The following is a 20,071-nucleotide window of genomic DNA, read 5'->3' on the forward strand; positions in this document are numbered from 1 at the left end:
GGGCTGTTCACCAAGCCGCTCTGCTCTCGGCAGAGCACTCCCGCAGCCGGCCCGCAGCCGGCGTGGCCGCTAGCGTGGGCGCATGGCAGATCGCAGTGTGCTGGTGACCGGAGGTACGGGCGGGCTCGGCGGGGCGGTTGTCGCCACCTTCTTGACGGCCGGCTGGCGGGTGGTCGTACCGGAGCGGGAAGCCCGGCCCCGGTCGGAGCCGGCAGTGGACGGGCCGGTCCGGCTGGTCGCGGACCTGACCGACCCGGCCGGCGCGGCACGGGCGGTCGAGGCCGCCGCCGGTGAGCCGGTGGCGCCACTGCGGGCGGTGGTCAACCTGGTCGGGGGGTACGCCAGCGGCGGGCTGGTGCACGAGACACCGGTCGAGGAGTTCGAGCGGATGCTCACCGCCAACCTGCGGCCGACCTACCTGGTCACCCAGGCCGCGCTGCCGCACCTGGTGGCGGCTGGCGGCGGCGCGGTGGTCTGTGTCTCGGCCCGCGCGGCAGTCGCCCCGTTTCCCGGTGCGGCCGGCTATGTCACGGCCAAGGCGGCCGTGCTCGCCTTCGCCAACGCGGTCGCCGTGGAGTACCGGTCCCGCAATGTGCGCTGCAACACCATTCTGCCCAGCGTCATCGACACCCCGGCGAACCGGGCCGCGCAGCCCGACGCCGACCACTCCCGCTGGGTGACCCCGGCCGAGATCGCGCCGGTGATCCACTTCCTCGCGTCGGCGGAGTCCGCACCGACCAGCGGCGCCACCGTCCCGGTCTACGGGCGGGCCTGAGCCACCAGCGGCCCGGCGGGATAGCGACCGCTCTGCTCCCCCGCCGCCGGCTCGGCGGACGTGGTCACGACGGGTGGCGGCGACGCCGACGGCTCCGGCACGGACGGCTCAGGCGGCACGTCGGACGGCGGCGGGACGGCCGACGGACGGGCGGGGTCGGGACGGGCGTCGGGCGGCAGCCAGGTCGCCAGGTGCGCCTGAATCTGCTCGGTCACCTCCTCGGCCGGGCGGCCCGCGTCCACCAACACGAAGGTCGGGTACTCGGGTAGGGCGCGGTAGGCGGTGTCGGCCGCGGTCAGCCAGCCCATCGTCTCGTGGTCGGTGCCGCGCTGTTCGATCCGTCGGTACGCCTCGGCCGGGTCGACGGCGAGCAGGAAGGTCACCTGGGGCGTCGGGAAGCACCGGTAGCCGGCCCGGGCCAGCCGCTCCCAGCGGTGCCCGCCATGGGCCCGGATGCTGGCGTACTGGCAGGCCGAGTACCGGTCCATCACCGCCGTCCGGCCGGTGAGCAGGCAGCTGAGCAGCGCGGCTGCGATGGCGAGCCAGCGAAGCACGGACTCCACCGCCAGCATGCCGTCGCGCCCGACAAGTCGCTGGGCGTCGGGGCGGCCGAACCGGTGGGCGACCCGGCCGAGCCAGCGGCGCCCGCTCGCGTTGCGCCGGTACTTGGCCGGGCGGCCAGCGGCGGTCAACGCGTCGGCCAGCCGGTGCGCCTGGGTGGTCTTGCCCGAACCGTCAATGCCGATCAGGGCGACGGTGCGCAACCGGGCCCTGCTGCGTCGCATCCCCGTTGATCTGGCCACCCTCGACAGGTTATCCGACCCGCGCTCCGACTCGGCGAGGTTTATGGTGCTTCATCCCGGTTGGCACCCGCCCGCGACCGGACCAGGTGTGGCCGACCGGAATGCCGGGTACGGGAGATTCAAATCCAACCGCCTGTCCACCGACCTGACCGACGGGAGAACCAGATGGCTGAGCGCGGGGACGAGAGTCTGGTGCACACCCTCAAGAAGGTCGCCGCCGTGCTCAAGCAGTCCGAGATCCCGTTCGCGCTCGGCGGCAGCTTCGCCGTCTACGCCCACGGTGGCCACTCCAGCGACCACGACGTCGACTTCCTGATCCGGGAGGCCGACGTCGAACGGTCGCTGGAGGCCCTGGTGGCCGCCGGCTTCGTCGCCGAGCGCCCCCCAGAGGACTGGCTGGTGAAGGTCTTCGACGACGGGCGGATGGTGGACCTGATCCACCGGCCGATCGAGACGCCGGTGACCGAGGAGACGTTCGGCGACACGGTCATCCGGCCGGTCGACGCGATTCACATGCCGGTTCTGTCCGCCACCCAGCTGATGGTGCACAAGCTGCTCAGCTTCTCCCAGCACTACTGCGACTTCGCCCGCGGCCTGCCGCTGGCCCGGTCGCTGCGGGAGCAGATCGACTGGGAACGGGTACGCAAGGAGACGCAGCACTCGCCGTACGCCGAGGCGTTCCTGGTGCTGCTGGACCGGCTGGAGGTGGTGCCGGAAGCCGGCACCCAGGCAGGAGAGGGGACACCGTGACCCACCATCGCGACAGCGGCGCCGGGCCGCCGGACGAGTACGTCGAGGCGGAGATCCACCGGCTGCTGGCCGAGGACCCGGCCGTCGCCGAACAGGGGATCACCGTGGTGCGGCGGGAACGCGCCCTCGTGCTCTACGGCGAGGTGGAGAGCCCGCACCGGCGCGAGGAGATCCTGCGCCGGGTGGCCGAGCGTTTCCCGGACGTGCCGATCACCAGCGACATCGGGGTGATCCGTGTTCAGGCGCCCACGGAGATCGAGCAACTGCCCTGAGGGAGGTTCCATGGTGATCCGGATCGCCGCCGTGGGCGACGTGCATCTGGACGAGGACGTGGTCGGCCGGTTCCGCCCCGCGCTGGAGGAGCTGCCAGAGTGCGCCGACGTGCTGCTGTTGGCCGGGGATCTGACCCGGCACGGCACCGAGGCCGAGGCGCGCTGCGTCGCGCAGGAGTTCGGCGGGTTGGCCGTGCCCGTGGTGACCGTGCTGGGCAACCACGACCACCAGTGTGACCAGGTGCCGCAGGTGGTCAAGGTGCTCGAGGACGCGGGCATCACCGTGCTGGAGGGCAACGGCGTCGTGCTGGACTGCGCGGGCGGGCGGCTCGGCATCGCCGGCGTCAAGGGGTTCGGCGGCGGGTTCGCCGGTCGGTGTGCGAGCGACTTCGGCGAGCCGGAGATGAAGGCGTTCGTCCAAACCACCAACGACAGCGCGGACCGGCTCGGTGACGCACTGCGCTCGCTGGACTGCGACATGCTGGTCGCGCTCACCCACTACTCACCGGTGCCGGACACGCTGGCCGGCGAGCCGCTGGAGATCTACCCGTTCCTCGGCTCGTACCAGCTGGGGCAGTCGATCGACTCGGCCCCCACCGCGCTCGCCCTGCACGGGCACGCGCACGCCGGCACCGAGCGCGGCACCACCCCCGGCGGGGTACGCGTACGCAACGTCGCGCACCCGGTGATCAAGCAGGCGTACAGCGTCTTCCACGTGGGCGATCAACTTGACACCGACCAGGTTTCCCCAATCGGCGGGTCGGGTAGTCAGAGGTCATGGAGCTGATTCTCTGGATTCTCGCAGTCGTACTCGTGGTCGCCGGCATTCTCGCGCTGTTCCGCCGGCAGATCCTGTGGGGCATCGTCCTCATCGTCGTCGGGCTGTTGGTCGGCCCGGGTGGTGTCAGCATCTTCAATTGACGTTCGCATCTCGTAACACCGGGACCCGCCGGGGTCGCCGCGACCGGAGCTCCGTCCTCCCGACAGGAGCACCGCCCGCGGCGACCCCGGCGCTGTGCTGTCCGAGGGTCTGAGCATCCAGGCGGAGGCGTCCCGCCCCGCCGCCCCCGCCCGGGTGCCCGCTTCAGTCCCTATCGAGCTGCCCCAGATATGGGGCGCCGGAGCCAGCACCAGTTACAGCATGTCCGCGCCAGTTGGCCGCCACGACGTGAGCGCACCAGTCGGGCCACGACGGCGTCCCCGCCCACCCGCGAACCCCCGACCGCGCCGCAACGCCACCCACACCGACCGGCTCGGCCACGACCGCGCCCCAACACCACCCCCACCCCCGGTTCAGCCACGACCGCCCCGCAACACCACCCCCACCCCCGGTTCAGCCACGACCGCCCCGCAACACCACCCCCACCCCCGGTTCAGCCACGACCGCGCCGCAACGCCATCCGCGCCCACCGGTTCGGCCACGGCGAGGGCTGCACAGCGGTTCGGCCCACGAGGGCGTATCCGCACGAGTACGGTCACGGCGCAGACCGGTCCAGATCTGGGGCAGCTCGACAGGACCGCGCTGGCGCGGGCACCGGCGGCGGCAACCTGGGCGCGAGCCCTGCCTGGGCCGGTGCAGCGTTTGACCGCCGACCAGACGGAAACATCTTGACCGTGAAGAGATCGCAGGACGTGCGTCCAACCTCCAACCGACGGTCGCGCTGGGCGTTGGTCGGCTTCGTGGCGGCCGTCTTCGTCGCGGCCGCGATCGGCGGGTTGGGGGTGCAGGGCACCACCGAGGAGTACGCGAGCCTGCGGCAGCCCAGCTGGGCGCCGCCCTCGTGGCTGTTCGGCCCGGCCTGGTCGCTGCTCTACGCGCTGATCGCGGTGGCCGGCTGGCTGGTCTGGCGCCGGGTCGGCTTCTCCCCGCCGCTCTGGGCGTGGACCGCCCAGCTGGTGCTCAACGCGATCTGGACCCCGCTGTTCTTCGGCGCGGGGCAGTACGGGCTGGCGTTCGCCGAGATCGTGGCGATGTGGCTGGCCATCGGGCTCACGGTGGTGTTGTTCGCCCGGGTCTCGCGGGTCGCGGCGGCGCTGTTGCTGCCCTACTGGGCCTGGGTCACCTTCGCTGCCGCACTGAACCTGTCGATCTGGCGGCTGAACTCCTGACCTACCGGTCCCCGGCGGCGGCGCCCGCCGGGGACCGTGCCGTTCCCGGTCAGCAGCGGGGCACGTTGGGGATGTAGCCGTCGTGACCCGTGTACACGTACGCGTCGGCGATGTAGCGGCCACTGCCGATCCGGTCCCAGATCGAGCTGGTGCCGTAGGTGCCGGTGACCGTGGTGCCGCTGGTCTGGCAGGCGATGGTCACCCGGGTGCCGTCGGCGACGGTCCCCACCGAGGCGTACCCGGTGCCGGGGCCGGAGCGGACGGTCAGCGGGGTGCCGCTGGTGTCGACCGTGCCGGAACCGGCGCCCGAGCTGCAACCGTTGTCGCTGGTGTAGCTCCTGCTGCCCCAGTACAGCGCGAGGGTGCCGTTGAAGCGGACCTGGATGTCGCTGCCGTTGAGGCGCTGCTCGTAGTGCAGGTGCGGGCCGGTCGAGCCGCCGGTGCTGCCGACCCAGCCGAGCACCTTGCCGTAGGCGACCGTCTGCCCGACCGAGACGTTGAAGCCGTTGAGGTGGGCGTAGTACGTGCTGTAACCGCCACCGTGGTTGATTCGGACGTACTTGCCGTAGCTGGTGCCACCGAGGTCGGTCACCCGATCGACGGTGCCGGGCGCGCTGGCCACCACCGGGTCACCGAGGTCGTCGGTGCGGTTGAAGTCGACGGCGTTCGCCGGGCTGTGGTTCGTCCGGGTCTGCCCGGTCCAGGACTGGCCGCACGGGAACGGCACTTTGAAGGTCGGCGCGGCCAGCGCCGGGCTCGCCGGGGCCAGGACTCCCCCGACGAGCAGACCCGTCACCAGCAGGCTGATCCACCGCTTACGCATACAGCTCCTCCTATGTCGAAAACCTTCGATGCGTGGTACTCAGCCTGACAGATATCGTCATCCTTCGAAAGAGTCGAAGATCTGGCCCGGGAGCGCGCCCACGAGGCAGCCCGGAGGTTTCCGGATTGTTACTCGCTCGTGTCTGACAGGGGCTGGACCGAACCCGATGCAAGCGCTTACATGTGTGCACGCCCATCGGGACCGGCGCCGGGCCTTTGAGCACGACCGCGCCGGCTAGAAAGGAGGACGGCATGGCGGTCTTTACCAGACCACGCCAGGCCTTCGCGATCGCCGGTGTACTCGGGCTGGCGCTCAGCGCCACCGCTTGCGGTACCGGCGACGACAAGAAGAGCGACAACGCGGGCTCCGCGGAGTGTGCCGCATACGACAAGTACGAGGGCCACGACGGCAAGAAGGTCTCCATCTACGCGTCCATCCGTGACGCCGAGGCCGACCTGCTGGAGCGGTCGTGGTCGCAGTTCACCGAGTGCACCGGCATCGAGATCGACTACGAGGGCAACGCCGAGTTCGAGGCGCAGCTCCCGGTCCGGGTCGACGGCGGCAACGCGCCCGACCTGGCGTTCGTGCCCCAGCCGGGTCTGGTCAAGCGGTTCGCCGACGCGGGCAAGCTGAAGTCCCTCGGTGCCGACACCAAGACGATGGCCGAGCAGAACCTGCCGGCCGACTGGCTGAAGTACGGCACCGTCAACGGCACCCTCTACGGTGTGCCACTCGGCGCCAACGTGAAGTCCTTCGTCTGGTACTCGCCGAAGCTCTTCAAGGAGAAGGGCTGGGCGGTCCCGACCAGCTGGGACGACATGATCAAGCTCAGCGACACGATCGCTGCGAGCGGCGTCAAGCCGTGGTGCGCCGGTATCGAGTCCGGTGACGCCACCGGCTGGCCGGCCACGGACTGGATCGAGGACGTGCTGCTGCGGACGCAGACCCCCGAGGTCTACGACCAGTGGACGACCCACGCCATCCCGTTCAACGACCCGCGGATCGTCGACGCGGTCAACCGGGCCGGCACCATCCTGAAGAACGAGAAGTACATGAACGGCGGCTTCGGCGGCGTGAAGAGCATCGGCACCACCGCCTTCGGTGAGGCCGGCCTGCCCGTCACCACCGGCAAGTGCGCCATGCACCGGCAGGCGTCCTTCTACGCCAACCAGTTCCCCGAGGGCACCAAGGTGGCCGAGGACGGTGACGCGTTCGCGTTCTACTTCCCGGCCATCGACCCCGCCAAGGGCAAGCCGGTGCTGGGCGCGGGCGAGTTCGTCGTCGCCTACGCCGACCGCCCCGAGGTCCAGGCGGTGCAGACCTACCTCGCCTCCAGCGAGTACGTCAACAGCCGCGCGAAGCTGGGCAACTGGGTCACGGCGAACAACAAGCTGGACATCGCCAATGTCGCCAGTCCGATCGACAAGCTCTCCGTCCAGATCCTGCAGGACAAGAGCGGCGTCTTCCGCTTCGACGGATCCGACCTGATGCCGGCCGCGGTCGGCGCGGGGACGTTCTGGAAGGGCATGGTCGAGTGGATCAACGGCAAGGACACCGCACCGGTGCTCCAGGGCATCGAGAGCAGCTGGAAGTGATCTGAACGGTGGGCCGGTCCGCACCCGCGGGCCGGCCCACCGGCGGATCCGGACCTGGGAGGGTCGATGGAGTTCGACTTCGCGGAGGAACAGCCGAAGTTCCTCATGCTGATGTACGGGCTGATCGCTTTCGTCGCGGTGGTGGGCGGTCTGCTCCTGCTTCTCGACGTGGTGCCGGCCTGGTTCGCTCGGCGGCGGGAGGCGCAGTTGGTCGCCGCGTCCGTCAGCGGCACCCCGCTCCCCCGCCGGCGCAAGCAGGGGGAGGGACTCTTCGCGCTCTTCTTCCTGCTGCCCACGCTGCTGCTGCTCATGGTCGGGTTGGTCGTTCCGGCCATCCGCACCACACTGCTGTCCTTCATGGACGCGGGCAGCAACAACTGGGTCGGGCTGCGCAACTACGGCTGGCTGTTCTCCGACGGCTCGATCATCCGGGTCCTGATCAACACCCTGGTCTGGGTGGTCCTGGTCCCGCTGGTTGCGACCGCGTTCGGCCTGATCTACGCCGTTCTGGTGGACAAGGCCCGCTTCGAGGCGGTGGCCAAATCACTGATCTTCCTGCCGATGGCGATCTCCTTCGTCGGTGCCAGCATCATCTGGAAGTTCGTCTACGCCTACCGCGGCGACGGCGACCAGATCGGTCTGCTCAACCAGATCGTGGTCAGCCTCGGCGGTGAGCCCAAGCAGTGGCTGCTCGAATCACCGCTGAACACGCTGCTGCTGATCGTCATCATGGTCTGGATCCAGGCCGGTTTCGCCATGGTGGTGCTCTCCGCCGCGATCAAGTCCATCCCCGGTGACATCGTGGAGGCCGCCCGCCTCGACGGCGTCAGCCCGTGGCAGATGTTCTGGCGGATCACCATGCCGAGCATCCGGCCGGCGCTGATCGTCGTGGTGGTGACGCTCACGATCGCCACGCTCAAGGTCTTCGACATCGTCCGGACCTCGACCAACGGCAACTACGACACCAACGTGATCGCCAGCGAGATGTACAACCAGGCGTTCCGGTACGGCCAGAACGGGCAGGGCTCCGCACTCGCGGTCTTCCTCTTCATCCTGGTCATCCCGGTCGTGATCTACCAGATCCGCAACCTCCGTCAGCAGCGGGAGGGCTGAGATGACCACCGCAACGCCCACCGTGGCCGCCGGCACCCAGAAGACCGACGGCACCACGCCCACCACCGCCGGGCGGGTCCGCAAGCGGCTGAACAGCCGTACCGCGACCCTTGTCTCGGTCGTCATCGCGGTGGTCTGGACCATCCCGACCTTCGGCCTGTTCATCTCCTCCCTCCGGCCGGAGGACGAGATCAAGACCACCGGCTGGTGGACCGCCTTCACCAACCCGCAGTTCACGCTGGAGAACTACCAGCAGGTCCTGTTCGGGCGGTCGTCGTCATCCGGGCAGCTCGCGAGCTACTTCGTCAACTCGTTGGCGATCACCATCCCCTCGGTGCTCTTCCCGCTCGCCTTCGCGGCCCTGGCCGCGTACGCGCTGGCGTGGATCAACTTCCGTGGCCGGGACTGGCTCTACATCGCGATCTTCGCGTTGCAGATCGTGCCGTTGCAGATGGCCCTGGTGCCGCTGCTGAAGTTCTTCTCCACCGGCGTCACCCTCGGCGGCGTGACCCTGATGCCGGCCTGGGATCTGGTCGACGAACAGAAGTTCGCCCAGGTGTGGTTCGCGCACACCTGCTTCGCGCTCCCGTTCGCCGTCTTCCTGCTGCACAACTTCATCTCGCAACTGCCGGGAGACCTGATGGAGGCGGCCCGGGTAGACGGGGCCAGCCACCCGAAGATCTTCCGCAGCATCGTGCTGCCGCTGATCATGCCGGCGCTGGCCGCGTTCGGCATCTTCCAGTTCCTCTGGGTCTGGAACGACCTGCTGGTCGCGCTGATCTTCGCTGGTGGCGGCAACGAGACAGCTCCGCTCACCGTCCGGCTGGCCGAGATGGCCGGCACCCGGGGCAACGAGTGGCAGCGGCTGACTGCCGGCGCGTTCGTCTCGATCGTCGTACCGCTCATCGTGTTCCTGTCCCTCCAGCGCTACTTCGTGCGAGGTCTGCTCGCCGGCAGCGTCAAGGGCTGACCCGCATGCCCGCCGCCGCCTGGCCCCTCGGGCGGCGGCGGGCGTGCGGGTAGGGAGCGGGGGAACCGTGACGAAGATTGATGATGTCGCCCGGCTGGCCGGAGTGTCCACAGCCACCGTTTCGCGGGCACTGCGCGGGCTGCCGACGGTCTCGGCGGCCACCCGGCGCCGGGTGCTCGCCGCCGCCGAGCAGCTCGACTACGAGGTCTCGCCGAGTGCGTCCCGGCTCGCTGGCGGCCGGACCGGCACGGTCGCGGTGGTGGTCCCCCGGATCACCCGCTGGTTCTTCAGCACCATCGTCGAGGCGGTCGAGGAGTTCCTCCACCAGTCCGGCTACGACCTGCTGCTGTACAACCTGGGCGGCCGGGAACAGGTCCGCCAACGGGTGCTGCGCACCGCCAACCTGCACAAGCGGGTGGACGCGATCATGCTGGTCGCCACGCCGCTGCGGCCGGCAGACCTGACCGCGCTGGCCACCCTGGACCTGCCCGGTGTGACCATCAGCTCGGGGACCAGGGTGCCCAACTGGCCGTGCGTGCGGATCGACGACGTGGCCGCCGCCCGGACCGCCACCCGGCACCTGCTCGACCTCGGTCACCACCGGATCGCGCACATCTCCGGTGACCCCGACGACGAACTGGCCTTCACCACCCACCTGGACCGACGCCGGGGCTACCAGGCGGAGCTGCGGGCCGCCGGCCTGCGACCCGACCCGAGCCTGGACGTCGAGTCGACGTTCACCATCGACGGCGGCAACCGGGCCGCCGCCGAGCTGCTGGCCCGGGGCGAGCCGCCGACCGCGATCTTCGCGGCCTGCGACGAGATGGCGATGGGCGCGATGACCGCGCTGCGCGACGCCGGGCTGCGGGTACCGCAGGACGTCAGCGTGATCGGCATCGACGACCACGACCTGGCCGGCGTGCTCGGGCTCAGCACCATCGCCCAGCCCGCCGCCGAGCAGGGCCGGCTGGCCGCCCGGATGCTGCTCGACCCGCTCGCTGCCCGGAGCGTGGGCCCGATCGTCGGTCAGCGGACCGCCGGCTGCGAGACCCCGGTGATCCTGCCCACTCGGCTGGTGGTCCGGGACTCGACCGCACCACCCCGGGCACACTGAACGGACCCATCCGCCGCCGGCCGGCGGCTGGCGGCGACGTGGCCGGCAGCAGCAGCGCCCGGCAGTCCACCCACAGCTCGACACGGGAGACGACCCTGAACACCGACCCGACGCAGCAGATCCCCTCCGGCGACCCGATCACCGGCTGGTGGACCGAAGCCGCCATCTACCAGATCTACCCCCGCTCGTTCGCCGACTCGGACGGCGACGGGGTCGGCGACCTGCCGGGCATCACCGCCCGCCTCGACCACCTGGTCGAGCTGGGCGTGGACGCGGTGTGGCTCTCCCCGTTCTACCCGTCGCCGCAGGCCGACGCCGGCTACGACGTGGCCGACTACCGGGACGTCGATCCGCTGTTCGGCACCCTCTCGGACGCGGACAAGCTGATCGCCGAGGCCCGCTCCCGCGGTCTGCGGGTGATCGTCGACCTGGTGCCGAACCACACCTCCTCGGCGCACCGCTGGTTCCGGGCCGCGCTGCCCACCGCACCCGGCAGCCCGGAGCGGGCGCGGTACATCTTCCGTGACGGCCTCGGCCCGGCCGGCGACCAGCCGCCGAACGACTGGCAGAGCGTCTTCGGCGGCCCGGCCTGGACTCGCACGGTCGACCCGGACGGGCGGCCCGGCCAGTGGTACCTGCACCTGTTCGACACCGGCCAGCCCGACCTGAACTGGGACAACCCCGAGGTGCACGCGGAGTTCCTGGACGTGCTGCGGTTCTGGCTGGACCGTGGGGTCGACGGCTTCCGCGTCGACGTGGCGCACGGCCTGGTCAAGCAGGCCGACCTGGCCGACTGGCAGGAGCCGCAGGAGATCCTCTCCGGCAACGAGGTGGACAAGCCGCGCCCGCCGATGTGGGACCAGGAGGGCGTGCACGAGATCTACCGACAGTGGCGGCAGGTCCTGGACAGCTACCCCGGCGAGCGGGTGCTGGTCGCCGAGGCGTGGGTGGAGCCGGCCGAGCGGCTGGCCCGCTACGTCCGCCCGGACGAGATGCACCAGGCGTTCAACTTCGAGTATCTGCTCGCCTCCTGGACCGCACCGGCCCAGTACGCGGTGATCACCCGCTCGCTGGAGGCGACCGACTCGGTCGGCGCGCCGACCACCTGGGTGCTGTCCAACCACGACGTGGTGCGGCACGCCTCCCGGCTCGGCCTGCCGACCGGCGCCGGCCGGCCCAACGGCATCGGGATCGGCGACCCGCAGCCGGACGCCGCACTCGGCCTGCGCCGGGCTCGGGCGGCCACCCTGCTGATGCTGGCCCTGCCCGGCTCGGCCTACCTCTACCAGGGCGAGGAGCTGGGGCTGCCCGAGCACACCACGATGCCCGACGAGGCCCGGCAGGACCCGACCTGGCTGCGTAGCGGGCACACCCAGCGTGGTCGCGACGGCTGCCGGGTGCCGATCCCGTGGGAGGCCGACGCGCCGTCGTACGGCTTCGGCCCGACCGACGCCAGCTGGCTGCCGCAGCCACCGCTGTTCGCGGAGTACGCCCTGGACCGGCAGCGCGACGTGCCCGGCTCGACGTACGAGCTGTACCGCACGGTCCTGCGGTTGCGCCGTGCCCACGGGCTGGGTCGCGGCACGCTGGAGTGGTTGTCCTCCGGCGACGAGGTGCTGACCTTCCGCAATGGCGGGCTGACCGTGCTGACCAACTTCGGTGACGCCCCGGTGCCGGTTCCGGCCGGTGCCGAGTTGCTGGCCGCCAGCGCGCCGCTGGACGACGACGGTGCGGTCCCGACCGACGTGACGGTCTGGCTGCGCGGCTGACCTCAACCCGACCGGCCCCTCCCGTCGACCCCTGCTCCTGACCGGGCCGACGGGATGGGCCGGCGAGGGCCGGGGGCGGCGGGACGGCGCCGCCGAGCGCGGGGGGCGGGGTCGGTTCAGAGACGGTCGGCGCGGGTGTGCAGCAGGTCGTGCACGTTGTCGATGTCCGCCGGTGAGGTCCGCGAGGCGAGCCAGTACATGATGCCGGTGGGAATGAAGAAGAGCTGGAACGCGGCCAGCCCGACGGCGAAGTTCAGCGGCGGCGGGAACGCCGTACGCAGGCCCTGGAAGGCCGCCCCGACCAGCCCGTTGCCGGCCGCCCGGCCGACCCCGTTGACCAGGTTGCCCAGGCTGTACACGGTGCCCCGGTGCTCGGGCGGGTTGACGTCGGCGATCAGCGCGAACCAGTTCGGCGAGTTTGCCGAGGTCAGCGCCAGCGCCACCACCGCGGTCAGCAGGCTCAGCCCGACCGTCGGCTCGGTGAACACACTGGACAGCACCGCGCCGACCACCGCGCCGGTGCTGCCGCCGTTTGGCACGTCGATGGTCACCGGCACGAAGAACAGCACCAGGTAGAACGGCAGCGCGGCGAGGATGCCGACTGCGGCGACCAGTGCCCGGCCCCGCGGGGTACGCCGCTGTACCGCGTCGCCGATCAGCCCGCCGACGATGGAGAGCACCCCGCCGAGCTGGAACAGCGTGGCGAAGACACTGCCCACCACCACCGCTGTCGACTCCGAGTAGCCCTGGTCCTCGGCCCGCTCGGCGAAGAGCACCGGCAGCCAGACCAGCGAGCCGAAGGCGGCCTGCGCGGTCAGGCCCTGCAGGATCAGCCACCGGTTGGTCCGCCGGGCCAGGATTCGCGGCAGGTCGGCCCGGCTGATCCGGTAGTCGTACTCGGCTCCGGCCTCCAGTGCCTCGGCCAGCTCCGGCTCGCTCTGGCCACGCCGGATGTCGTAGGTGAACAGGTAGGCCATGGTGGCGGCCAGGCCCACGCCGGTCAGCACCAGGAACGGACGCCGCCAGTCGGTCGCGCCGAGCAGCCCGCCGACCAGCGTGCCGGCCAGTGTGCCGACGCCCTGGGACAGCCCCCAGAAGCTCATCACCAGCCCTCGTCGGGTCGGTGAGATCAGGTCGGTGACCACCGAGAAGCCCACCGAGCCGACCGCACCGAGACCGACCGCCGCGACCATCTGCGCGGCCAGGAATGTCAGGTAGTCGCCGGCGAACGCACTGCCTCCGGTGCCCGCCGCCCAGAGCAGCGTGCCCACCATGAGCAGGGGTTTGCGGTTGGTCCGGTCGCCGACGTACGCCCAGCCGACCGCGGCCACCGCGCTGACCAGGAAGCTGACCGCGGTGACCAGGCCGAGCAACCGCGCCGACACGGCGAACGCGTCGGAGATCGGCCCGTACAGCGGCGGGACCAGCCCGATCGCCACGTTGTCCAGCGAGGCGAGCAGCACGAACACCACGACGCTGTACAGCCGGTGCGCCCGGCTGCCGCCCCTGGCCCGCCGAGGCCCGTCACTGGTCACGGTCATGACCGGCAGCCAACCAGACCGCGCCGACGAGTGCGTCATGCGGGTGGGTGCCGCCGGTCAGCGGCGGTCGAGGACCAACCCCCGAGCGGCGGCGTACTGGTCACGGACGGCGGGGACGGGCTCGGCGCCGTACTCCTCGGTGCCCTCGACCGCCCAGGCGGGCGGCGTCGGACCGCCCAGGGCGACCCAGGCGGCCTGCCGGGCGGCGCCGTCGGCGACGTACTCCCCGGCTGGCGGAACGACCACCGGGCAGCCGAAGACCTGCGGCGCGATCCGGCGCACCGCGACCGACCGTGCCCCGCCGCCGACCAGGATGACCCGGCGGACGGTGGCGCCCTGAGCCGTCAGCGCGTCCAGGCCGTCGGCGAGCGCGCAGAGCATGCCCTCCACGGCGGCCCGAGCCAGGTGCGCGGGAGTCGAGGTGCGCAGGGTCAGGCCGTGCACCGCGCCGGTGGCCAGCGGCCGGTTCGGCGTCCGCTCCCCCTCCAGGTAGGGGACCATCACCAGCCCGTCCGCCCCCGCTGGCGCGGACAGCGCCAGCTCGGCCAGCTCGTCCAGGCCGACCCCGAGCATCGCGGCGGCGGCGTCCAGCACCCGGGCGGCGTTCAGCGTGCAGACCAGCGGCAGGAATCGTCCGGCTGCGTCGGCGAAGCCGGCCACCGCGCCACTCTCGTCGGCGGCCGCCACGTCGGCGACGCTGAACACCGTGCCGGAGGTGCCGATCGAGACGACCACGTCGCCGGGGCCGGCACCGACGCCGAGCGCGGCGGCGGCGTTGTCCCCGGTGCCCGCACCGAGCAGCGCACCGCCCGGCCCACCCAGCGTCCCGGCCGGCAGCGTGCCGGCCGGCTCGGCCGGGCCGAGCACCTCGGGCACCGCCAGCCGCCGGCCGAAGGCCCGCTCCAGCAGGTCCAGCCGGTAGCCGCCGGTGGCCGGGGACCAGTAACCCGTGCCGCTGGCGTCACCCCGGTCGGTACGCAGCGCGGCCAGCCCCGGCGCGCCGGCCAGCCGCCAGGTCAGCCAGTCGTGCGGCAGGCAGACGGCGGCCACCCGGGCCGCCAGCTCCGGCTCGTGCCGGGCCAGCCAGCGCAGCTTGGTGATGGTGAAGCTGGCCACCGGCACGCTGCCGGTGGCCTCGGCCCAGAACCGGCGTCCGACCGCGTCGCCGCCGGCCTCCTCGACCAGCTCGGCGGCGGCGTCGGCAGAGCGGGTGTCGTTCCACAGCAGCGCCGGGCGGACCACCCGGCCGTCCTCGTCGAGGCAGACCATGCCGTGCTGCTGGCCGGCGACGGAGACCGCCGCCACGTCGGCCAGCCCGCCGGCCTGGTCGGCGGCGCTGCCCAGCGCCTGCCACCAGGCTTCCGGGTCGACCTCGGTGCCGTCCGGGTGCGGCACCCGGCCCTGCCGGAGCAGGGCACCGGTCTCCGCGTCCCGGATCACCACCTTGCAGGACTGGGTGGACGAGTCAACGCCTGCGACCAGCGGCATGGCGGGCCTCAGCGGGCGCCGAGCAGGTGCTCGACGGCGAGTTGGTTGAGCCGGACGAAGCCGAAGCCCCGGGCGGCCACCGCGTCGACGTCGAACTCCTCGAAGGCGGACCGGTCGGCCAGCAGGTCGGTGTACCCCTCGCCGGGGTTCAGCGTCGGGGTGGTCAGCTCGGCGACCTTGCTGACGGCGAGCGCCTCGGCCACCTCGGGGTCCGCGCGGAACGCCGCGGCCCGCTCCTTGAGCAGCAGGTACGTGCTCATGTTGGCCGCTGCCGACGCCCACACCCCGGCCATGTCCTCGGTCCGGGAGGGCTTGTAGTCGAAGTGCCGGGGCCCGTCGTAGGTCGGACCGCCGTCCGGGCCGCCGTTTTCCAGCAGATCCACCAGGGCGAACGCGTTGAGCAGGTCGCCGTGGCCGAAGACCAGGTCCTGGTCGTACTTGATGCCGCGCTGACCGTTGAGGTCAAGGTGGAACAGCTTGCCCTGCCAGAGCGCCTGGGCGATGCCGTGGGCGTAGTTGAGCCCGGCCATCTGCTCGTGCCCGACCTCGGGGTTGAGGCCGACCAGCTCCGGGTGGGCCAGCTGGGAGATGAAGGCCAATGCGTGCCCGATGGTGGGCAGCAGGATGTCACCACGCGGCTCGTTGGGCTTGGGCTCCAGCGCGAAGCGCAGGTTGTAGCCCCGGTCGATGACGTACTGGGTGAGCAGGTCGACCGCCTCGCGGTAGCGGTCCAGCGCGGCACGGACGTCCTTGGCGACGTCGTACTCGGAGCCCTCCCGGCCGCCCCACATCACGAAGGTGCTGGCACCCAGCTCGGCGGCCAGGTCGACGTTGCGCAGCACCTTGCGCAGCGCGTAGCGGCGGACGTCGCGGTCGTTGCTGGTGAAGCCGCCGTCCTTGAAGACCGGGTGGTTGAAGAGGTTGGTGGTGACCATCGGCACCACCAGGCCGGTCTCGTCGAGAGCCTTGCGGAATCGGGCGATGTGCTGGTCACGGGTGGCGGCGTCGACCCCGAACGGGACCAGGTCGTCGTCGTGGAAGGTGATCCCGTACGCGCCCAGCTCGGCGAGCCGGTGCACCGCCTCGACCGGGTCCAGCTCGGGACGGGTCGCGTCACCGAACGGATCGCGGGCCTGCCAACCCACGGTCCAGAGCCCGAAGGAGAACTTGTCAGCGGGGGTGGGACGGGGTGCCATGAGGAACCTCCGGGGGTGGTGGGGTGGTGTCGTCCACTATTTGTTCAACGATTGAATTATTTGCGCGACGTATGGCACTGTCAAGGGGTGAGCCCCACCAACGCCCCTGCCGGTGCGGTCCGTCAGGGCAGCCTGCGCGAGCTCAACCTCGCCCTGGTGCTCGGCCGGATCGCCGCCGCCGACCGACCCCCGTCCCGGGCCGATTTGGCCACGGCGACCGGCCTGACCCGGGCCACCGTCTCCGCGGTGGTCGAGGACCTGCTCGCCGGCCAACTGGTCAGCGAGGCCGACCCGGCGCCCCGAGCGGGCGCCGGCCGCCCGGCCCGGGGTCTGGTGCTGGCCGACCAGGGGCCGGCCGGGCTCGGCCTGGAGGTCAACGTCGACTACCTGGCGGTCTGCGTGGTGGACCTCGCCGGCCAGGTCCGGCACCGGACCGTGCACCGGGCCGACCTGCGCCCGGTCGACCCCGCCGACGCCCTGGCCCGACTGGTCGAGCTGGCCGGACAGGCCCGCGCCGACGCCGCCCGGCAGGGCCTGACCCTGGCCGGGGCCGCGCTCGCCGTGCCCGGCCTGGTGGACGACGCCGGGATGGTCCGGCTCGCGCCGAACCTCGGCTGGCGGGACGTGCCGGTGCCCGCACTGCTCGCCGGGCATCCCCCGCTGACCGAGCAGGTGCCCGGCATACCGGCACTGGTGGTGGACAACGAGGCCAACCTCGCGGCGCTCGGCGAGCTGCACTCCCGGCCGCCCGGCCCGGCCAGCTTCCTGCACATCTCCGGCGAGGTCGGCATCGGCGCCGGGATCGTGCTGGACGGGGCGCTGTTCCGTGGCGTCCGCGGTTGGAGCGGCGAGATCGGGCACCTCCCGGTCCACCCGCAGGGCCTTCCGTGCCGCTGCGGCGGGCGGGGCTGCCTGGAGCAGTACGCCGGGCAGGAGGCCATCGTGGCCGCCGCCGGGCTGGCCCGGGCGGAGCTTCCCGCGGACACCGCGACCGCGCGCCTGGCCGAGTTGGCCGAGGCGGGCGACGCCGCCGCGCTGCGGGCGCTGCACGACGCTGGGACCGCGCTCGGTGTCGCGGTGGCCGGCGTGGTCAACCTGCTGGACCTGGACACCGTGGTGCTCGGCGGCGGATACGCACCGCTGGCGCCCTGGCTGTGCCCGCCGGTGCTCGCCGAGATCGCCAGCCGGGTGCTCACCGCCGCCTGGTCACCGGTCACGGTCCGGCCGGCGACGCTCGGCGCGGAAGCCGCCGCGGTGGGCGCGGCCGGCTCGGTGGTCCGCCGGATCGTCGCCCGGCCCGCCGGCTGGCTGGCCCGCTGCGGCTGAACCGGGCCGTCCGCTCTGGGCGTCCGTCGGAGGGGCTCGGTACGCTTTCCCTCCGGCAACGATCCCCGGGCAAGGAGCCAGGAACAGCATGTGCAGAGGTCGTCAGACGCGGGCCGGCGTCGGGCGGTGAGCACGACCCGACAGTCCACCGGCCATCCGCTGCCGGCCGACTCCCAGTTGGCCCGTGAGCTGCTCGACGGGCTCGCCGAGGCCGTGCTGACGACCGACGCGGGCGGGCGGGTCACCCTGGTCAACGCCACTGCGACGGAGCTGCTCCCGGAGATCACCGCAGGCGTCGACCTGTCCCGGTGCCCGGTGCCGGCACTGGCCCGGGCGACCGCCGACGACACCGAGAGCTTCGACGCCGAGTATCGCGGCCGGCGACTGCGCGGCGCCCGGCGACAGCTCGCCGACGGCCGGTACGCCTGGTACATCCGGGACGTCACCGAGGAGCAGGCCCGCGCCGACGCCCTGCTGGCCGAGCGCTCCCGCACCGCGTTCCTCGCCCAGGCCGGCAGCCGGCTCGGGCTCTCCCTGCACCGGGACCAGACGCTGCGGGCCAGCGTGACCCTCGCCGTGCCGTACCTGGCCGACGCCGCCGTGGCGGTGCACCGACCACCTCCGACAGCCGAGCCGCACGTCAGCTGGATCCGGTAAGCCGACGGCGATCCGGCCCCGGTCGCCGGGCTGGCCGGCCCGGAGCTGACCGGCACCGTGCCCGGGCTGACCGAGGCGCTGGACGGCGAGCTCACCGAGCCGAGCCCGTGGCTGGAGGCCAAGCTCGCCAACCTGGCCACCGTGCTGCCGCCGGGGTTCGGCCAGCCGGGCAACGTGCTGGTCGGCCCGATGCTCAGCGCCGGCGGGCCGGCCGGTGCCCTGCTGCTGATCCGCCGGGCCGGGCGTGCCGGCTTCGACCGGCGCGACATCGAGCTGGCCCGCGAGTTCGCCACCCGGGCCGGCGCCGCGCTGGCCGCCGCCGAGCTGTACGGCGAGCAGGCCCACCTGGCCCGAGTGCTGCAGACCAGCCTGCTCCCGCCGGAGCTGCCCACGGTGCCCGGGGTGCGCATGGCCGGCGGCTACCGGGCCGCGGGCGACAGCCTGCGCATCGGCGGCGACTTCTACGAGGTGTTCCCGCACCCTCGCGGCGCGCTGTTCGCGCTCGGCGACGTCTGCGGCAAGGGCGTCGGCGCTGCCGTGCTGACCGGCCGGGTCCGTCAGTCGTTGCAGACGCTGCGGCTGGTCGAGCGGCGCCCGCTGGAGTTGATCCGGCTGCTCAACCGGGCGCTGTTCGACGCGCCGGACGCGGCACGCCGCAGCCAGCTCACCACCCTGCTGCTCGGCTCGATGGATTCCGGGCCGGCCGGGGTGGACATCCAGATCGCCGGCGGTGGCCATCCAGCGCCGCTGCTGCTCACGGCCGCAGGCACGGTCACCCCGGTTCCGGTCGGCGGAATGCCGGTCGGCGCGCTGGCCGCCGCCCGGTTCGCCGAGACCCGGGTGCACCTCGCCCCGGGCGACCTGCTGCTCGCGTACACCAATGGGGTGACCGAGGCGCGCGGCGGGCCGCGCGGCGTGGAGATGTTCGGCGAGGCCCGGCTGAGCGCCGCGCTCGCCTCGGCGGCCGGGCTGCCTCCGGCAGCGCTGGTCGACTGGCTGCTCCAGTTGGTCGACGAATGGCTGGACGGGCAGGCCCACGACGACATCGCGATGCTGGCCGTGCGTGCGTCAGCGCCGGCGTGACCGACGGGGCGTCAGGCGGTCCGGGACACCGGGGGCTCACCGGTGGGCTGCTCCCGGGATGCGCCGACGGTCCGCTCCGGGCCACCCGAGACGCCCGACCACACCGCCCGGGTCGGCCCGTCCGGATCCTCCACCGAGTCCGTCGGCCCGGTCGGCCGGTCCGGTCCGTCCGGCCCACCCGGCGCCTGCACGTTCTGGCTCCGCTGCCGGCGGGCGGTCTCGTCGAACTCCTGCATCCCCCGCAGCAGCGCGTTGCGTCCCGCCGGTGTCATCCCGTTCAGCACGGCGGCGAGCTGTGCCTGCCGGTTGGCCCGCAGCTCGGCGAGGAGCCGCTGGGCCTCCGGCGTGAGGTGCAGGGCGATCTCCCGCCGATCGAACCGACCCGGCTCGCGCTCCAGCATTCCGGCGGCGACCAGCCGGTCGCAGAGCCGACTGGCGGAGCTGAGCAGCATGTCGAGTCGGGAGGCGAGCCGGCGAAGGTTGATCCCGTCGAATTGCTCCACCACCATCACAGCCCGTAGCTGGGCTCCGGAGACCCGGTTGGCCGTCCTCTCCCGGGCGGACTCCCACACGGTCAGCAGGGCAGCCGCTGCCGCGTCTAATGCGGCAGCCATACTCGTCTCGGGGTCCGGCGGACCGTGCAGTTCGGCCATGGTGGCCCGAGACTACTCCGAACCCACTGGTGGT

General features: G+C 72.2%; 20 protein-coding genes. 14 read left to right on the forward strand and 6 right to left on the reverse strand.

Annotated features, from left to right (window positions below):
• Positions 1-82 precede the first annotated feature (82 nt).
• Positions 83-775, forward strand: coding sequence for an SDR family NAD(P)-dependent oxidoreductase (locus ABZV00_RS22550; protein WP_355609324.1), 693 nt, complete (start codon positions 83-85; stop codon positions 773-775).
• Here ABZV00_RS22550 and ABZV00_RS22555 read toward each other — a convergent pair.
• Entirely contained in the window at positions 760-1,560 is an 801-nt protein-coding gene (locus ABZV00_RS22555) for a dTMP kinase (protein ID WP_328426053.1), read from the reverse strand. The genes ABZV00_RS22550 and ABZV00_RS22555 overlap by 16 nt on opposite strands.
• A gap of 141 nt (positions 1,561-1,701) precedes the next feature.
• On the opposite strand from ABZV00_RS22555, the gene ABZV00_RS22560 reads away from it, so the two are divergent.
• From ABZV00_RS22560 to ABZV00_RS22580, 5 genes are all read left to right on the forward strand, one after another.
• Positions 1,702-2,328 carry a nucleotidyltransferase family protein gene (locus tag ABZV00_RS22560; RefSeq protein WP_355609457.1) on the forward strand — a complete coding sequence of 209 codons (627 nt, stop codon included), beginning with the start codon at positions 1,702-1,704 and terminating at the stop codon, positions 2,326-2,328.
• The gene (locus ABZV00_RS22565; protein WP_328419699.1) at positions 2,325-2,600 is read left to right on the forward strand and encodes a hypothetical protein; all 276 of its coding nucleotides are present in this window, start codon (positions 2,325-2,327) and stop codon (positions 2,598-2,600) included. Before ABZV00_RS22560 ends, ABZV00_RS22565 begins: the two co-directional genes overlap by 4 nt.
• A gap of 10 nt (positions 2,601-2,610) precedes the next feature.
• Positions 2,611-3,387, forward strand: coding sequence for a metallophosphoesterase (locus ABZV00_RS22570; protein ID WP_355609327.1), 777 nt, complete (start codon positions 2,611-2,613; stop codon positions 3,385-3,387).
• Complete coding sequence (locus tag ABZV00_RS22575; protein ID WP_007464364.1) at positions 3,378-3,521, forward strand: GPGG-motif small membrane protein; 144 nt, start codon at positions 3,378-3,380, stop codon at positions 3,519-3,521. Before ABZV00_RS22570 ends, ABZV00_RS22575 begins: the two co-directional genes overlap by 10 nt.
• Positions 3,522-4,214: 693 nt before the next feature.
• Positions 4,215-4,709 carry a TspO/MBR family protein gene (locus tag ABZV00_RS22580; RefSeq protein ID WP_355609330.1) on the forward strand — a complete coding sequence of 165 codons (495 nt, stop codon included), beginning with the start codon at positions 4,215-4,217 and terminating at the stop codon, positions 4,707-4,709.
• A 49-nt stretch (positions 4,710-4,758) separates the two neighbouring features.
• On the opposite strand, the gene ABZV00_RS22585 is transcribed toward ABZV00_RS22580, so the two are convergent.
• Positions 4,759-5,532, reverse strand: coding sequence for a peptidoglycan DD-metalloendopeptidase family protein (locus ABZV00_RS22585; protein ID WP_328419705.1), 774 nt, complete (start codon positions 5,530-5,532; stop codon positions 4,759-4,761).
• A gap of 251 nt (positions 5,533-5,783) precedes the next feature.
• Here ABZV00_RS22585 and ABZV00_RS22590 point away from each other — a divergent pair, with 251 nt between their 5' ends.
• From ABZV00_RS22590 to ABZV00_RS22610, 5 genes are all read left to right on the forward strand, one after another.
• Positions 5,784-7,127 carry an ABC transporter substrate-binding protein gene (locus ABZV00_RS22590; RefSeq protein ID WP_355609333.1) on the forward strand — a complete coding sequence of 448 codons (1,344 nt, stop codon included), beginning with the start codon at positions 5,784-5,786 and terminating at the stop codon, positions 7,125-7,127.
• A 66-nt stretch (positions 7,128-7,193) separates the two neighbouring features.
• A complete protein-coding gene (locus ABZV00_RS22595; RefSeq protein ID WP_355609336.1) occupies positions 7,194-8,240 on the forward strand; it encodes a sugar ABC transporter permease in 1,047 nt (348 codons plus the stop codon).
• Position 8,241: 1 nt separating this feature from the next.
• On the forward strand, positions 8,242-9,210 hold the full coding sequence (locus tag ABZV00_RS22600; RefSeq protein ID WP_355609339.1) for a carbohydrate ABC transporter permease: 969 nt from the start codon (positions 8,242-8,244) through the stop codon (positions 9,208-9,210).
• A gap of 67 nt (positions 9,211-9,277) precedes the next feature.
• Positions 9,278-10,324 carry a LacI family DNA-binding transcriptional regulator gene (locus ABZV00_RS22605; protein WP_355609341.1) on the forward strand — a complete coding sequence of 349 codons (1,047 nt, stop codon included), beginning with the start codon at positions 9,278-9,280 and terminating at the stop codon, positions 10,322-10,324.
• Between the two features lie 95 nt (positions 10,325-10,419).
• Positions 10,420-12,093, forward strand: coding sequence for a glycoside hydrolase family 13 protein (locus ABZV00_RS22610; RefSeq protein WP_355609459.1), 1,674 nt, complete (start codon positions 10,420-10,422; stop codon positions 12,091-12,093).
• Positions 12,094-12,209: 116 nt separating this feature from the next.
• Here ABZV00_RS22610 and ABZV00_RS22615 read toward each other — a convergent pair whose 3' ends face one another.
• From ABZV00_RS22615 to xylA, 3 genes are read right to left on the reverse strand one after another with little or no spacing between them, the layout of a single operon-like run.
• Complete coding sequence (locus tag ABZV00_RS22615) at positions 12,210-13,634, reverse strand: MFS transporter (RefSeq protein WP_355609344.1); 1,425 nt, start codon at positions 13,632-13,634, stop codon at positions 12,210-12,212.
• 57 nt (positions 13,635-13,691) lie between these two features.
• On the reverse strand, positions 13,692-15,122 hold the full coding sequence (gene xylB / locus ABZV00_RS22620) for a xylulokinase (RefSeq protein WP_355609346.1): 1,431 nt from the start codon (positions 15,120-15,122) through the stop codon (positions 13,692-13,694).
• Positions 15,123-15,130: 8 nt separating this feature from the next.
• The gene (gene xylA, locus ABZV00_RS22625) at positions 15,131-16,318 is read right to left on the reverse strand and encodes a xylose isomerase (RefSeq protein WP_355609349.1); all 1,188 of its coding nucleotides are present in this window, start codon (positions 16,316-16,318) and stop codon (positions 15,131-15,133) included.
• 87 nt (positions 16,319-16,405) lie between these two features.
• Here xylA and ABZV00_RS22630 point away from each other — a divergent pair, with 87 nt between their 5' ends.
• The 3 genes from ABZV00_RS22630 (at position 16,406) to ABZV00_RS22640 (ending at position 19,384) form a co-directional block, all read left to right on the forward strand.
• Positions 16,406-17,644, forward strand: coding sequence for an ROK family transcriptional regulator (locus tag ABZV00_RS22630; protein ID WP_355609351.1), 1,239 nt, complete (start codon positions 16,406-16,408; stop codon positions 17,642-17,644).
• Positions 17,645-17,770: 126 nt separating this feature from the next.
• Positions 17,771-18,301 (forward strand): hypothetical protein, encoded by a 531-nt coding sequence (locus ABZV00_RS22635; protein WP_355609353.1) that lies wholly within the window; start codon positions 17,771-17,773, stop codon positions 18,299-18,301.
• Between the two features lie 57 nt (positions 18,302-18,358).
• On the forward strand, positions 18,359-19,384 hold the full coding sequence (locus ABZV00_RS22640; protein ID WP_355609356.1) for a PP2C family protein-serine/threonine phosphatase: 1,026 nt from the start codon (positions 18,359-18,361) through the stop codon (positions 19,382-19,384).
• An 11-nt stretch (positions 19,385-19,395) separates the two neighbouring features.
• On the opposite strand, the gene ABZV00_RS22645 is transcribed toward ABZV00_RS22640, so the two are convergent.
• Positions 19,396-20,037 (reverse strand): MarR family transcriptional regulator, encoded by a 642-nt coding sequence (locus ABZV00_RS22645; protein ID WP_355609358.1) that lies wholly within the window; start codon positions 20,035-20,037, stop codon positions 19,396-19,398.
• Between the last annotated feature and the right edge of the window lie 34 nt (positions 20,038-20,071).

The sequence above is a fragment of the Micromonospora sp. NPDC005173 genome (assembly GCF_040608515.1).
Taxonomy (GTDB): domain Bacteria; phylum Actinomycetota; class Actinomycetes; order Mycobacteriales; family Micromonosporaceae; genus Micromonospora.